General features: G+C 56.6%; 13 protein-coding genes. 5 read left to right on the forward strand and 8 right to left on the reverse strand.

The window, feature by feature from the left end; all coding sequences use genetic code 11:
- Window positions 1–43 precede the first annotated feature (43 nt).
- On the reverse strand, window positions 44–520 hold the full coding sequence (locus LG294_RS04870; RefSeq protein ID WP_404290054.1) for a winged helix-turn-helix transcriptional regulator: 477 nt from the start codon (window positions 518–520) through the stop codon (window positions 44–46).
- Between the two features lie 84 nt (window positions 521–604).
- Here LG294_RS04870 and LG294_RS04875 point away from each other — a divergent pair, with 84 nt between their 5' ends.
- The 3 genes from LG294_RS04875 to LG294_RS04885 all read left to right on the forward strand — a co-directional run bounded on the left by LG294_RS04875 (window position 605) and on the right by LG294_RS04885 (window position 2,634).
- Window positions 605–1,075, forward strand: coding sequence for a PaaI family thioesterase (locus LG294_RS04875; RefSeq protein WP_404290056.1), 471 nt, complete (start codon window positions 605–607; stop codon window positions 1,073–1,075).
- Window positions 1,065–1,580, forward strand: a complete 516-nt coding sequence (locus LG294_RS04880; RefSeq protein ID WP_404290057.1) for a PaaI family thioesterase — start codon at window positions 1,065–1,067, stop codon at window positions 1,578–1,580. Before LG294_RS04875 ends, LG294_RS04880 begins: the two co-directional genes overlap by 11 nt.
- 130 nt (window positions 1,581–1,710) lie before the next feature.
- Entirely contained in the window at window positions 1,711–2,634 is a 924-nt protein-coding gene (locus LG294_RS04885) for an ADP-ribosylglycohydrolase family protein (protein WP_404290059.1), read from the forward strand.
- A 79-nt stretch (window positions 2,635–2,713) separates the two neighbouring features.
- On the opposite strand, the gene LG294_RS04890 is transcribed toward LG294_RS04885, so the two are convergent.
- From LG294_RS04890 to LG294_RS04900, 3 genes are all read right to left on the reverse strand, one after another.
- Window positions 2,714–3,016, reverse strand: coding sequence for a DUF1883 domain-containing protein (locus LG294_RS04890; RefSeq protein WP_404290060.1), 303 nt, complete (start codon window positions 3,014–3,016; stop codon window positions 2,714–2,716).
- A 144-nt stretch (window positions 3,017–3,160) separates the two neighbouring features.
- Entirely contained in the window at window positions 3,161–4,204 is a 1,044-nt protein-coding gene (locus LG294_RS04895; protein WP_404290062.1) for an NAD(P)-dependent alcohol dehydrogenase, read from the reverse strand.
- A 249-nt stretch (window positions 4,205–4,453) separates the two neighbouring features.
- Window positions 4,454–6,619: a PT domain-containing protein gene (locus tag LG294_RS04900; RefSeq protein ID WP_404290064.1), complete on the reverse strand. Its 2,166-nt coding sequence runs from the start codon at window positions 6,617–6,619 to the stop codon at window positions 4,454–4,456.
- A gap of 1,265 nt (window positions 6,620–7,884) precedes the next feature.
- On the opposite strand from LG294_RS04900, the gene LG294_RS04905 reads away from it, so the two are divergent.
- The gene (locus tag LG294_RS04905; RefSeq protein ID WP_404290066.1) at window positions 7,885–10,116 is read left to right on the forward strand and encodes a polyribonucleotide nucleotidyltransferase; all 2,232 of its coding nucleotides are present in this window, start codon (window positions 7,885–7,887) and stop codon (window positions 10,114–10,116) included.
- A 270-nt stretch (window positions 10,117–10,386) separates the two neighbouring features.
- Here the strand turns inward: LG294_RS04905 and LG294_RS04910 are convergent, their stop codons facing one another.
- Both LG294_RS04910 and LG294_RS04915 read right to left on the reverse strand, forming a co-directional pair.
- The gene (locus tag LG294_RS04910; RefSeq protein WP_404290068.1) at window positions 10,387–10,686 is read right to left on the reverse strand and encodes a type II toxin-antitoxin system HicB family antitoxin; all 300 of its coding nucleotides are present in this window, start codon (window positions 10,684–10,686) and stop codon (window positions 10,387–10,389) included.
- A gap of 40 nt (window positions 10,687–10,726) precedes the next feature.
- Window positions 10,727–10,984, reverse strand: coding sequence for a toxin HicA (locus LG294_RS04915; RefSeq protein ID WP_096288211.1), 258 nt, complete (start codon window positions 10,982–10,984; stop codon window positions 10,727–10,729).
- 531 nt (window positions 10,985–11,515) lie between these two features.
- Here LG294_RS04915 and LG294_RS04920 point away from each other — a divergent pair.
- Window positions 11,516–12,364: a PaaX family transcriptional regulator C-terminal domain-containing protein gene (locus LG294_RS04920; RefSeq protein ID WP_404290070.1), complete on the forward strand. Its 849-nt coding sequence runs from the start codon at window positions 11,516–11,518 to the stop codon at window positions 12,362–12,364.
- Here the strand turns inward: LG294_RS04920 and LG294_RS04925 are convergent.
- On the reverse strand, window positions 12,341–13,084 hold the full coding sequence (locus LG294_RS04925) for an alpha/beta hydrolase family protein (protein WP_404290072.1): 744 nt from the start codon (window positions 13,082–13,084) through the stop codon (window positions 12,341–12,343). The two genes, LG294_RS04920 and LG294_RS04925, sit on opposite strands and share 24 nt — an antisense overlap.
- 71 nt (window positions 13,085–13,155) lie before the next feature.
- Window positions 13,156–13,644, reverse strand: a complete 489-nt coding sequence (locus tag LG294_RS04930; RefSeq protein ID WP_176484258.1) for a cupin domain-containing protein — start codon at window positions 13,642–13,644, stop codon at window positions 13,156–13,158.
- Window positions 13,645–13,649 lie beyond the last annotated feature (5 nt).

Here is a 13,649-nt window from a genome sequence, read left to right on the forward strand (position 1 = left end):
GGCTCGCGGAGTGATGGCAAGTCAGCGTTGTGGTCACGCAGGTTTAAGCAATACGTTCGCGAAGTCTTGCGCCTGGACCGGGGGAGACCTGAGAATCTCGTGGTGAATCAAGGACATGCCCACTGGCGCACTGGACTACCGTTGACACAGGTTCGCCGCACTCCCGATGCGTGACGAGTAATGGTGGCCCCTCTGTATCTGCTTCGTACTTGTCGCCCCACCGGAGCAATGAGATAAGTACAGGATAGAGATCCAAGCCCTTTCGGGTCAGGCGATATTCGTTGCGAGTGCGGTGACCGGGCTCCTTGTACGGAGTGGCTGTGAGAATACCGGTTTCCACAAGGGTGCGTAGCCTGGCAGCGATGACCGCCTCGGAAGCCCCAAGATGACTGCGGATTGCGTCAAATCGGCGTACACCGTTGAAAGCTTCACGAAGCACCAGAAGGCTCCACTTTTCGCCAATTATTTCCAAGGTGCGCTGAATCGAACAATTCTCGGTGTCGTAGTCGAGCCACTGCATGGGGAAGACCGCTCCTTACCATTGACAGATCCCGTCGATCTGGCTAGCTTCAAATATAACAGTTAGCTTTTGAGGGGCCAATCAATGAATACAAACGAAGATGTTCTCCCTGGTATGGCGCTCGACGAGGCCAGCGACTTTGTCGCCGCTTCCGGCTTTATCGTTGATGAGGTCGACAAGACGTTCCTCCGTGGGCACGTCGAGCTAGGGGCAAACCACCACACCCCGTGGGGAGTGGTGCATGGCGGGCTGTTCACCACGATCGTTGAAAGTGCCGCCAGCATCGCGGCGAGCTATGCGGTCAAGAATGATGGCCAATTTGCGGTCGGCGTGCACAACGCCACCGATTTCTTGCGGCCAGGCAGTGCGGGACTGGCAAGGGTGGAAGCCACGGCGCTACATCAAGGACGTACTCAGCAATTGTGGGAAGTCGTCATCACGGACGATGCAAGCTCCAAGGTCCTTGCCCGCGGCCAACTGCGGTTGCAAAATGTGCCGTTGCCAGATGGGCGTACTGGAACCCAGAACGAAGGGATAAACGCAGGTGAAAGCTAAATCTGGTGAACGCGAAAAGGTGGTGAAATGGCGAGATCCAGCCGGTGCGCTGGAGCAACTCCCGTTGCTTTCCGGGCTTGAGTATTTGAAACTCATGGCTTCCGGCGAACTTCCTGGCGCGCCAATCGCAGGGCATCTGAATATGGATGTAGCCGAAGTATCCGAGGGCTCAGTGACCTTCATCTGCAATCCGGAAGAGTCTCATTACAATCCGATTGGTGCGGTGCATGGTGGGCTGGTGTGCGCACTTCTCGATTCGGCGCTTGGCTGCGCAGCGCACTCAACGCTTCCTGCAGGTATGGGCTATACCTCCATCGAGATCAAAGTGAACTACCTGCGTCCAGTATTTGCCGATAGTGGGCCGCTGCGATGCACTGGAAGGGTTACCAAGCCCGGCAGGCGAGTGACCTTCGCCGAAGGAGAAGTAGTAGATAAGTACGGCAAGGTCGTTGCGACGGCAACAAGCTCGCTTCTTGTGTTCCCACTTGAACCCGACAAGTCGTAGCTGCTCGACATAATGTCGGGCGCTCACGGTACTTTGGGCACAGAACAGCAACTGAGTATTGGTCAAATTTTCTGGTGGGGATCGCATGGAATTTTCGTCTGACGTAAAAAGTCGTATCTGTGGAGTGCTCGTGGGTATGGCTGCAGGGGACGCGCTCGGTGCTGGCTATGAGTTCAATGCCCCGATGCCACTGGATGCACCGGTTGCCATGATTGGCGGCGGGCTCGGAGATTTTGCACCGGGGGAATGGACAGACGATACCTCTATGGCAATCGTGATTGCCGAGGCACTCATCAACTCCGAAAGAAATCTCAATAGCGACGCTTCAGATTACATGGTGCGGCAATGGGCTATTTGGGCTCAGACTGCACCGGATGTTGGTAACCAGACGCGTGCCGTCCTCGGAACAGCCGAAGAAATCGCGCGTGAAAGTAATCGTCACGAGCCCAGCGCAGAAGACGCAATTAAGGCTGCTGAAGCCGTCCACCGGCGGACTGGCCGCTCGGGTGGCAATGGAAGCCTGATGCGAACGGCACCCGTCGCTTTGGCCTATCTAGATCGCATGCCGACCGAGACCTATCAGGCGGCAGTCTCCATCAGCAGACTGACTCACTTCGATGAGGAGGCTGCGGAAGCTTGCGGCTTGTGGACTATTGCCGTGCGTCATGCGGTGCTCACTGGTGAATTGGATATCCGAGTGGGGCTGCCTCTATTGGAACCTGAACGTGCCTCGGTGTGGGATCAGCGCATTCAACAAGCTGAAGACAAACGGCCACGCGACTTCTCGCATAACGGTTGGGTCGTGGAAGCATTCCAAGGCGCATGGAGTTCCATTGCTGCTACAGGGGAGAACTCAACGCACTTGGTTGCTTCCCTTGAAGCAGCGGTACGTGGTGGTGTCGACACGGATACCGTAGCGGCGATTGCTGGATCGTTAGCAGGTGCTGCCTATGGAATGCAGGCAGTCCCAGAACTTTGGCTGGACAAGCTCCATGGCTGGCCAGGGCTCGATGCACAGAACCTAGTAGAGCTCTCGCTCAAACTGGCTGGTTAAAGATCGCATCAATCTGCCTATAGCGATTTGATTTTGGCCAGAGGGACTCTCGCCTACCTACGCTCCCGGACGCGTTTTTCTATTGCGGGGACTCGACTGGTTTCTGCGGTGATTCCACGCTAACCCCGTGACGTACCCCTCGGACGCCCAAACCCGTCAGGTCAATCGCTAAGAACCACGGGCCGGACATGGGGACCTTGATCCTGTAGGGTGCCTTGCGCGCCATTCCTCCGTGGAAGTCGTAATCGGCACCGTCCTGGAAGGCGGCGAAATTTTCCGGGTCCATGAGCCTGAGGATGGCAGGGCCGCTGAGCGTTACCACCAGCACGCTGCCGCGTTCAAGGAAATCCCAATGATGTTCGGTGAAATTGGGAGTGGTCAATGAAGTTCCTCTGGTTTTTGGCAAGCGGCGACGGGGCATTCAGGTGTAACAGCAAGAGTTTCCTCGAACAGCGGCGTTCGAATCACCAACACTTCGATTGGTGATTCGAACGCCGTATGCTTTACAGGATGAATCTTGGTTCGCTTAGACCAGCGTCGCGGTGTCGATCACGAAGCGGTAGCGGACATCTGACTTCATCACGCGTTCGTAAGCGTCGTTGATCTGCTCTGCGGCAATGACCTCAATGTCTGCGCCAATGCCGTGCTCGGCGCAGAAGTCCAGCATTTCCTGAGTTTCCTCGATGCCACCAATCTGCGAGCCGGCGAATGAGCGTCGTCCGCCGATGAGCGCGAAAGCGTTGACCGGCAATGGCTCTGCCGGTGCACCGACGTTGACCATGGTGCCATTGACGCGAAGCAGTCCGAGGTAGTCGCTGACATTGATCGAGGCACTAACCGTGTTGATGATCAGATCGAAGCTCTTGTGTAGTTCCTTGAAGGTGCTCTCATCGCTGGTGGCGCGGTAATCGCTTGCCCCCATGCGTAGCCCGTCGTCCTTCTTCTTCAAGGACTGGGAAAGCACGGTTACTTCGGCACCCATGGCGTTGGCGATCTTCACTGCCATATGGCCCAGACCGCCAAGGCCCACTACGGCTACTTTCTTGCCCGGTCCTGCACCCCAGCGCTTCAGCGGGGAGAAAGTCGTGATGCCTGCGCAGAGCAAAGGAGCCGCCACATCAAGTTCGATACCCTCAGGGATGCTCAGCACGAAGTTCTCGGTCACTACAACATGGGTAGAGTAGCCGCCCTGGGTGATGGTGCCGTCGCGGTCCGTGGCACCGTAGGTGCCCACCGAGTTGTCGCAGAATTGCTGGTCTCCCGCGAGGCAATTCTCGCATTCCATGCAGGAATTGACCATGCACCCCACACCCACGCGGTCGCCGACTGCATGTTTGGTGACGGCTGAGCCGACCTCTGCAACGATGCCGGCGATTTCGTGGCCCGGAGCCAGTGGATAAGTCTGGGGGCCCCATTCGCCACGTACGGTGTGGATGTCGGAGTGGCAGATGCCGGAGTATTTGATGTTAATTAGCACATCGTGTGGCCCGACTTCGCGGCGTTCAATCTGTGTGGGAATTAATCCCTCAGTGGCCGAAGGGGAAGCATATGCGTTGACCATGGTTGTCATAGGAGTTCTTTCCCTAATGTTGTTGGAAGCCCGTGTCCGCGCGCCGGATGGCGGCGCGCGATACGAAACGTCTTTTAGGCGTCTTTGGGTAGAACATGCGTAATCCCGAGAATAATCCCGATCCGGGGAACAAATTTGGGTGAACGAGAAGCGGCCGTTGGATCTATACATTTACGTATGATTCCAACGGCCGTCCGGTTCTCTTCAATTGCGCATCAGCAGCGGCGCTTTCGAAGTTTGCAGCTCAGCTTAGCTATGGCGCCCTCGTCGACGCAGGCCCAGCGCGACCGCGCCCAGGACGACTAGCCCCAAAGCTAGGCTGCCCGCAATGAGCAAACCGTCGCTTGCGCCGGTGTCGGCGAGCTCGTCCTTATTGGAGTTATCGTCCTTTGGGTTGTGGTCCGGCTGCGGTGCTTCCTGAGTAGGGGTTGCCGTCGCGGTTGGAGCCACATCGTCCGTTGGCTCCGTTGTTGGATCGCCCGTAGGTTGGACCGTTGGACCGTCGGTAGGATCCGCAGTTGGTTCCTCCGTTGGATCTTCAGTAGGGGTTGGCGTTACCTCGGCTGCTGGAGCAAACACTCCGAACCAGGTAGACACACTTACAACTGGTTCAGCTGCAGGCTGGGCAAATGCTGCTGCGCTGCTGTTAGCCTCTTCGGTCTGCTGTTCACCATAGAGGTAGTAGGTACCGGCGGTGAGTTCAGCGACTCTCGGGTCGCTGACGATCAGGGATTCGCCTGCGACGGTATATTTCACGTCCGAAACGGAAGCTGGCTGCCCCTTTGCATCGATGAAATTCACGTCAAAGACGAAATTGTCTTCAGTCAAAGTTGGGAATCCTGAGGGTACATCGAAGCGCAGCTCAGTTGCTCCAGCCTCAACCAGTGGAAGTCCTAGCCGGTTATCAACGATTTCGGACTGCAAGGCCAACACGCTGGCTCCGGAGAGGACGGAGGAGATGGTCTTGCCCTCGGAGCCTTCCACCGTGATGAGTAGCTGGTTGAAGTCCTTAACAGTACCGGTGAAGGCATCGTCGCCTTGCAACGTGAGTTTGCCATCGCTGACATGGCCAGTGGTCGTTCGATGTTCGGCATCTGGTGAAGTGCGGTAGGTGACCGTGACATTGCCGTTTTCAACATCAGTTCCGGTGTTGAAAACGAACTTGCCTTCGTTAGGCGCGGAGGATTCGCTGTCATAGGACAGGTTTTCTTCACCTGGCGCTACTCGATCGCCGGACTCTGGATCCTGAGCTTCGGGAACCTCTGGGGAATCAGTTGGCTCCTCCGTGGGTTCGACAGTTGGCTCCACGGTCGGTTCTGCGGTTGGCTCAGCCGTCGGTTCGACAGTCGGCTCAGCCGTTGGCTCTGCGGTTGGCTCAGCCGTCGGTTCGACAGTCGGCTCAGCCGTTGGCTCTGCGGTTGGCTCAGCCGTCGGTTCCTCTGTTGGCACTGTGGTTGGCTCAGCCGTTGGTTCCTCTGTAGGTTCGACAGTCGGTTCTACGGTTGGTTCTTCGGTAGGTTCAACGGTCGGCTCCTCGGTAGGTTCTACGGTTGGCTCTTCTGTCGGGTCAGCCTCTTCGTTGTAAATTCCCAAGTAAACGCTGGCGGATTCGTCTTCCTTCTGGCCCTTGATGCTGAGGAAGTAACCGCTTCCTTCGGTCAGCTGGGAGATTTTCTCATCGGTAACTATGAGCTGACCATTGACAACCTCGAAGTTAGGGAAATCCAAGTAGACGAACTCGTTTTCGTATTCTGATTCCGGGACAACTCCTGAGTAGAAGAGCTCCAGTTCCGCGTTTTCCATAGAGAACATATCCGCGGGTAGATCAATGGTCAGAGTGTCGGAACCTGACGGGATGAGCGGGGTCCCATCGAATTGTTCTACTGTATCGGCGACCAAATTCGGTGCGTGCTCTGAGACGTATTTGGCGCTTCCGATAAATTCCCGGTCTTCGCCCGATCCTCGATAGAATCCGAAAGACATCTGGCGTGCGTTGATCCAGTCGAGACTGACTTCGGCAGGAATGACAATTTGACCATTTACAACCGTGCCTGACCGCACGCCCCCTGAATTTGGCATGACCGACTGGCTGACTTCCAGCGTTTCACCTTCAACCAGTAGTCCTTCGCGCGCGTCGAAGACGAGTTTTCCTGTGTCATAGTCCGATTGGTCCTCGCTCAGGATGAAGTTCTCTTCTCCTCTAGGAACGGGGATCAATTCCCGGTTTTGGAAGTTGTAGATCGGCGGAACATCGGCAGCGGGAACAGTCACATTGCTACTGGCCACCAGCGGGTCGGCCGTTGCGGGAACAATAGAGGCCCCCGCTGCGACACCGCCAAGAGCCAACGAACCGGCAGTTATTACAGCGAGGGACAATCGACCTTTGCGGCCGTGGAACTTGGCAGTTTGGCTCATGAAAATGAAATCTCTCGTATTCAGATGCGTGCGCGATGAATGGTGCCCAAGGTCAATTGAACACCGTGATCTAGGTCAATTAGATCACGAATTCATAACGGCATGCACTGGAAAGGCCGTCAAAAAAGTGGATTTATAATATCTGACTAGGATATATATAATTCTAGATTTTGGTATTTAGATTCCTATTCGATCGCATTGATGAAAGCGGCGTACATGGACTTCAGTAATGAAGCATTGTCAATGTGACGCTATTGATCCCCGGCAGGTGAGTAGAGGTGCTTGAAAATTGCCAGCACTACGTAGCTCGACCCAAAGGAACCAACGCCGTATTTTGTCCGCCGTTGGCTTTTGTCAGTGATCGGACCAGAGGCATTCAGGATCGTTTGGGGGCAGCGGCGGAAGGTGGCCTCTGCAGTAGCCGAATCCACTCCGCTGTGGCACTTATTATTTGGGCTTGGGCTTGGGCTTGGGCTTGGGATTCGAAGTATTTAATAGTGGGGCAAACTAGAACGTATGAATCGGGTTTACAAGCTGTTGGCTGAACTCAACCCACCAAACAATTGGGAAGTGAGTTTAGGATGCATAGCGGTCATTGTTGCGTCGCCTCTTAGCCTGATCGCCAGAAGTTCGGTGGTAACCGCTCCGGACGTGTAGTTCGTCAGCAATCCGACAGCATTAATAGGTGCACGGTCGGTGCTTATTCATGGTCAACGATCAGGCCGGGGTTCCGCACGACGAAGCCGGCCATTTAGTCCAGCTTTGGGGCGGAAGCCGGCAGCGTTTCACGCGGTTTTAGTGTCCCTTCCGACAATGGTTACAGGTCTTTTCGCGCATGAACCGCGAGAAAGCCACGGCTCCCAGGATCTGGAAAGGTGGCATGGTTCGCTTCTGCCTGGAGGGATATCGTCGGAGACCTCAACGTCCATTGCGAGATTTAGCGTTGCGATCAGCACTGCCCATTCAGGCGCAAGACTTTAATCGGGCAAGCGAAGACCACGCTCACAACTGCCCAAAACTGCACCTTTGACTAATTCCCGGTAGGCTTAGAGACAGGTCTTGGCCTTTGGCTAAGACCTCAACGATAAATACACTCCCTAGACTGCGCCACCGTGAGTCCTTACTGCCAGCATCGCGGTCCTCGGTAGTGGCTTTCGCTCTAGTCTATTGCGGCTAAAGTGCGAGTCTCGATCGAAGACCAGATCTGGGTAGGCCTGCACGGATCGCTTGTCTCTTTGGGAGCGATTGAAAGGAGAACCCCCTTAATGGAGGGTCCAGAAATTCAGTTCGCTGAAGCACAGATCGACAACGGTCGCTTCGGTACCCGCACCATTCGTTTCGAGACCGGCCGTCTGGCCAAGCAGGCTGCTGGCGCTGCAATGGTCTACATCGATGAAGAGACCGCACTGCTCTCGGCCACCACGGCCGGCAAGCACCCGCGTGAAGGCTTCGACTTCTTCCCACTGACCGTGGACGTTGAAGAGCGTATGTACGCAGCTGGCCGTATTCCGGGCAGCTTCTTCCGCCGCGAAGGACGCCCATCAACCGAAGCCATCTTGGCTTGCCGCCTCATGGACCGCCCGTTGCGCCCAGCGTTCGTCAAGGGCCTGCGCAACGAGGTTCAGGTTGTCGTTACCGTTCTGGCCATCGATCCAGATGAGCTGTACGACGTTGTAGCGATCAACGCTTCCTCGATGTCCACCCAGCTTTCGGGTCTGCCATTCTCCGGCCCAATCGGCGGCGTCCGCGTTGCCTTGGTTGACGACGGAGAGGGCGCTCAGTGGGTTGCCTTCCCGAAGCACAGCCAGCTGAAGAACGCCGTGTTCAACATGGTTGTTGCAGGCCGTGTGGCAGGCGACGACGTGGCGATCATGATGGTCGAGGCCGACGCTACCGACAACGCTTGGGAGCTGATCCAGGGCGGCGCCACCGCGCCAACCGAAGAGGTCGTTGCCGAGGGTCTTGAAGCAGCAAAGCCATTCATCAAGGTTCTCTGCGAGGCGCAGGCTGATCTTGCTTCGCGTGCCGCGAAGGAAACCGTCGAGTTCCCAGTGTTCCGCGACTTCGAAGATGATGCCTACGCAGCGGTTGAGGCAGCAGCCTCCACCCGCCTGGCAGAAATCTACGCGATCGCTGACAAGCAGGACCGCGACAACGCCGCAGGCGCGTTCAAGGACGAAATCGTCGCACAGCTGACCGGTGAGGGCGCAGCCTTCTCCGAGCGTGCAGGGGAAATCTCCAAGGCCTTCGGTGCGGTCACCAAGCACATCGTGCGCCAGCGCATCCTGACCGAGCAGATCCGCATCGACGGCCGTGGCCTGGCTGACATCCGTCAGCTCTCCGCCGAGGTCGAGGTACTGCCTCGCGTTCACGGTTCGGCAATCTTCGAGCGTGGCGAAACCCAGATCATGGGCGTCACCACCTTGAACATGCTGAAGATGGAACAACAGATCGACTCGCTGAACCCAGTGACCCGCAAGCGTTACATGCACAACTACAACTTCCCGCCATACTCGACCGGTGAAACCGGCCGCGTAGGTTCGCCGAAGCGCCGCGAAATCGGCCACGGTGCACTGGCAGAACGCGCCATCATGCCTGTTCTTCCAACGCGTGAAGAATTCCCATACGCAATCCGCCAGGTCTCCGAGGCATTGAGCTCCAACGGCTCGACCTCCATGGGCTCGGTTTGCGCTTCCACCCTGTCGCTGCTGAACGCCGGCGTGCCACTGCGCGCACCGGTTGCCGGTATCGCCATGGGACTGGTTTCGGACACCGTCAACGGCGAAACCCGTTACGCTGCCCTGACCGATATCCTCGGTGCTGAAGATGCCATGGGCGATATGGACTTCAAGGTGGCTGGTACTCCAGAGTTCATCACCGCGATCCAGCTGGATACCAAGCTTGACGGCATCCCTGCCTCGGTGCTCGCCGCAGCGCTGACCCAGGCCCGCGAAGCTCGCCTGCACATCCTGAACGTGGTCAACCAGGCCATCGACACCCCGGATGAGCTGTCCACCTACGCGCCACGCATCATCTCGGTGAAGATCCCAGTGGATAAGATCGGCGAGGTCATCGGCCCGAAGGGCAAGATGATCAACACGATCCAGGAAGACACCGGAGCAGACATCTCGATCGAAGATGACGGCACCGTGCTGATCGGCGCCACCAACGGTGAGTCCGCCGAAGCCGCACGTTCGGCCATCAACGCGATCGCCAACCCTCAGGTTCCTGAGATCGGCGAGCGTTACCTGGGTACCGTCGTCAAGCTGACCACCTTCGGTGCGTTCATCTCGCTGACTCCAGGCAAGGACGGACTGCTGCACATCTCCGAGCTGCGCAAGATCAACGACGGCAAGCGCGTCGAAGATGTTGAGGACGTTGTCTCGGTGGGCCAGAAGATCCAGGTTGAGATCACCAAGATCGATGACCGCGGAAAGCTGTCGCTGTCTCCAGTTGTTGAAGAGGACGAAGAAGCAGAAGCCGTAGCGGCCGAGTAATTCTCGTTTTCTAGTTTGAAAACCCCGGTTCACCGTTGGTGGGCCGGGGTTTTCTGTGCTCAAAATTCAAACTTTGTCCGCACGTGATTTGGATCCGTGATTATGGGCCATGGGCATAGTTCTGCGAGGACGACGAGCAGTCCGCTGGATCCCAGAACAAGCTTGCCTATTTGAATCGTGTAAGAGATTTAAACGCAATTCGACCGTTGCGACTTCAGAAGTTGCAACGGTCGAGCGAGTCATAATAAAGAACTGTTTTGTCCCGTAGCCTTAGCAGGAAGCTAGTCGCTCCGTGAGGTAGCGGTTCAGTGAGACTCCTTGGTCGGCAGCGGCGATGGTCAGATCGCGGTGCTTTTCCGGGCTAACGCGAACGCGAATGCTTCCGCTATATTTTCGAACCGAAAAAGGAACAGGTATTTCTTCGTCGTTATCCTTCATATCCTGGATAACTTCGGCGATCAGATCACGTAGGCCAGTCAAGGCCGCGACTTGGTCTTCGTCCATCCACGACAAGGATGGGAATTCCGCAACAGTTGCGACGAATTCTTCGTCTTCAGGTGACCATGACACGTTGTATTTATAGTGAGCTGCGACTGCTGGCGTATGCAAATTAGTCAACTCCGCTCATCTCCTTCATTTTCTCGATTGCCTCGAGTACTTGCTTCACCTGGTAAGGCTTAGCCATCCCATCTTTGTTCTGAATATTCACTCGAGGATCACCAGGCCAGGGAGTTTTGTATATCACATGGCTTCCTGCCCGGTTCCGAGGTATTCCAAAGTGTGCATCGCAAACTTTACGAATGTCCGTGAACTTGATGTTCTTAGGATTTTCCCTCATCTTCGCTTCTATGCCGTCTATTCCCGACATATCCCTATGGTTCCACTATTGGCACCACTTTGGCAAGAGGCGCTCGCTGTATGTTCGATCATATTTGAATCCTATTGAATCGATGATGATGCGACTAGTGTTGTGGAAAACTCGACCAATGAATACTCGGAGTTACAAGCGCATCGACCAAAAATGTTCCTGCACGGACCACCGCGAAATTGAGTGGATATCGAATTGGAGGGAATTAATCGCCTACTTTGTCGGGCAGAGGGATCGGTCGAGAGCGCCAACACGAAAACAGCGGGAAGCTGTCGCTGGCTTACGATGTCAAAGCGAACGCGAAATCAAAAGAAGCGACCGGGCGGTACCCGTTTCTCTGCTTTCGCTAGGTGATATGTCGCGCGCGGTGGCCGTGGTGCATTCCAAGAGGCTTACGCTGAAATGCCCCGTGGCATGCGGCCACGTCACCGTCTTGCGCTGGAAATAGCGGCTGTCCGCATAGGATGAGATTGAGTACCATAAATTCTAATCAGCAAAATGGAGGACGTCGTTCCAGTGGATGTCGGGGGAATGAAATTGCAACACCAGAATCTGCTGGTGACGCTTTATGGCTTATATGGGCAATCAGCTGCCAGCTCATTCCCCGTCTCCGTCATCGTTGAGATGCTCGGTGCGCTGGGGATTAAATCCCAAGCCTCCCGTTCGACCATTTCTCGATTGAAAAGCCGCGGAGTGCTCATCAACGAGCGCTTTGGAAATGAGTCCGTCTATCAGCTGTCCGCCGAAATCGTGGATGGCTTCCGCAAGGACGACCAGCGGATCTTTGCCCCGTCGCGCTCCACTTCGGAGGAGTCGCTGATTTTGGCTATTTTCTCGGTGCCCGAAAGTGAGCGGAACCGCCGGTACGAACTTCGTACTGAGTTGGGGAGCATGGGCTTCGGGATGGTCGCCGGAGGCGTGGCCGTCGGGCCGCAAATGGCATTCGAACAGGCCAAGGCGCGGCTGGACGCACGCGGGCTATCCGAATACATTGAGTACTTCCGCGCAGACTACATTCCCGCGGCAGATATCCGGGACCGTGTGGCGCAGTGGTGGGACCTGCAGGCCTTGGACCAGCAGTACACCGACTTCCTTCAGCTCTACGTCGGACGACTGGGCGCATGGCGCGAGAGACTTGCCGCGACAGCAGAATCTTCCGAGAAGCGCAGCGATCTAGAGCGTGAGGCGTTTGCCTTCTACGTGCCTATGCTGACACGGTGGCGGCACTTCCCCTATCGTGATCCGAATCTTCCCTTCGAATACCTTCCCGAAGGGTGGAAAGCGCCGCAGGCTAAGAAGACCTTCCTTGCGTTGCATGAGCTGTTGTCCCCGCTGGCGGAGTCGTATGCGACTGAGCTACTCTGCTCGCGCGCTAGCTGAGGTCTGATCCATCCAGGCCCGAACCGCATCCCAATGATGCTGCTCCGGAGCGATGATCTCAAAGTGGTCCAACCGGTGATGGATCATCGTCGTGTACTGGGCGCTTTCGCCCAGAGAGCGGATGTACTGCTCGGTATGCTCCAGTGGCACCCGGTCGTCATCTCGCCCGTGGACCAATAGCACAGGCACCACCGGAGCCGGCTGCACACATGGTGACGCTTGGCGGTAGATGCCGGGAATCTCAACTGGTGAATTCCTGAAATACTCGATAGCCGCCGAGTCCCCGAGGTCTTCTTCGAAGACCTTTGCCGCATCGGTGACCGGGGCAAGGCCGACCACCGCATCGGCAAGATCGGCATTGAGCAGGGCCAACTGCCCTCCGACCGAGTGCCCGACCAGTACTACGTGCTGTTCGCTTCCTTGGTCGCACAGCGTGCTGCGAACCAGCCTAATCGCTGCGGCTACGTCGTTAGAAGGCATGGGCCAGGCATGTTCCGGTCCGCGCCGGTATTCCACATTGGCCACGCTCCAGCCGGCCTGCAGCAGATCCTCAAGCATGGGCTGCATAACCGCGGCGGTGATCCGCTGCCGCCAGTAGCCCCCGTGGACCAAGACCGCGGTGCCCCGGGAGGACCGGTCCTGAGGGTGCACCAAGGTGATGCGCTGATCTGGATGGCCGCCGTAGCTCAATACTTGACTGCCTTGCTGTTTTTGAGTCACGGGATTTTACCTTTCACCGACGGGTGGCCGGCAGGATCTCCCTGCCGGCCACCCGGAATTTTCATACGATACTAGTTTGCGCCAGGGACCGATCCTGGTGGCAGAAAGTTGACGTCGCGCAGCGCCGAGAGCCGGACGACTTCCTCCGGGTCGGTCAAATCATGGAGTTCATCGAAAAGCGTGGCGAGCTGACCTGAAGGACTGACCCAGAAGAGCGACTTGCCCGGTGTTTCATCCTTATTGAAGTACGCGTGAGGAAGGCCCATCGGCATCCGCACGGTATCGCCAGGGCCCGCCTTGAACCATTCGCCGTCCAGATAAAGGGTGTAGGTGCCCTCCATGATGTAGATGTGTTCGTCCTGGGTCGGGTGCACATGTGGCGGCACGCCGGTGCCCACTGGATCCAGGGACAGCCATGCAAAGCTGCTGGAGCTCTCGACCTTGGATAGGTAAGTATGGCCAAGGACGTTCCATGTCTTGTTGCCCATTGATTCGCTTGCCAAGGTGATGCCCTTGGGTAGGTCGCCCAAGATGATTTCCTGGCCCTGCTGCTGATCCATTATGA

The organism is Glutamicibacter arilaitensis (genome assembly GCF_044793945.1).
In the GTDB taxonomy this organism is placed as follows: domain Bacteria; phylum Actinomycetota; class Actinomycetes; order Actinomycetales; family Micrococcaceae; genus Glutamicibacter; species Glutamicibacter arilaitensis_B.

Coding starts and splice junctions, on each gene's coding strand:
- LG294_RS04870 (WP_404290054.1), bottom strand. CDS start 520: ATGCAGTGGCTCGACTACGACACCGAGAATTGTTCGATTCAGCGCACC.
- LG294_RS04875 (WP_404290056.1), top strand. CDS start 605: ATGAATACAAACGAAGATGTTCTCCCTGGTATGGCGCTCGACGAGGCC.
- LG294_RS04895 (WP_404290062.1), bottom strand. CDS start 4,204: ATGACAACCATGGTCAACGCATATGCTTCCCCTTCGGCCACTGAGGGA.
- LG294_RS04900 (WP_404290064.1), bottom strand. CDS start 6,619: ATGAGCCAAACTGCCAAGTTCCACGGCCGCAAAGGTCGATTGTCCCTC.
- LG294_RS04905 (WP_404290066.1), top strand. CDS start 7,885: ATGGAGGGTCCAGAAATTCAGTTCGCTGAAGCACAGATCGACAACGGT.
- LG294_RS04915 (WP_096288211.1), bottom strand. CDS start 10,984: ATGTCGGGAATAGACGGCATAGAAGCGAAGATGAGGGAAAATCCTAAG.
- LG294_RS04920 (WP_404290070.1), top strand. CDS start 11,516: ATGAAATTGCAACACCAGAATCTGCTGGTGACGCTTTATGGCTTATAT.
- LG294_RS04930 (WP_176484258.1), bottom strand. CDS start 13,644: ATGGATCAGCAGCAGGGCCAGGAAATCATCTTGGGCGACCTACCCAAG.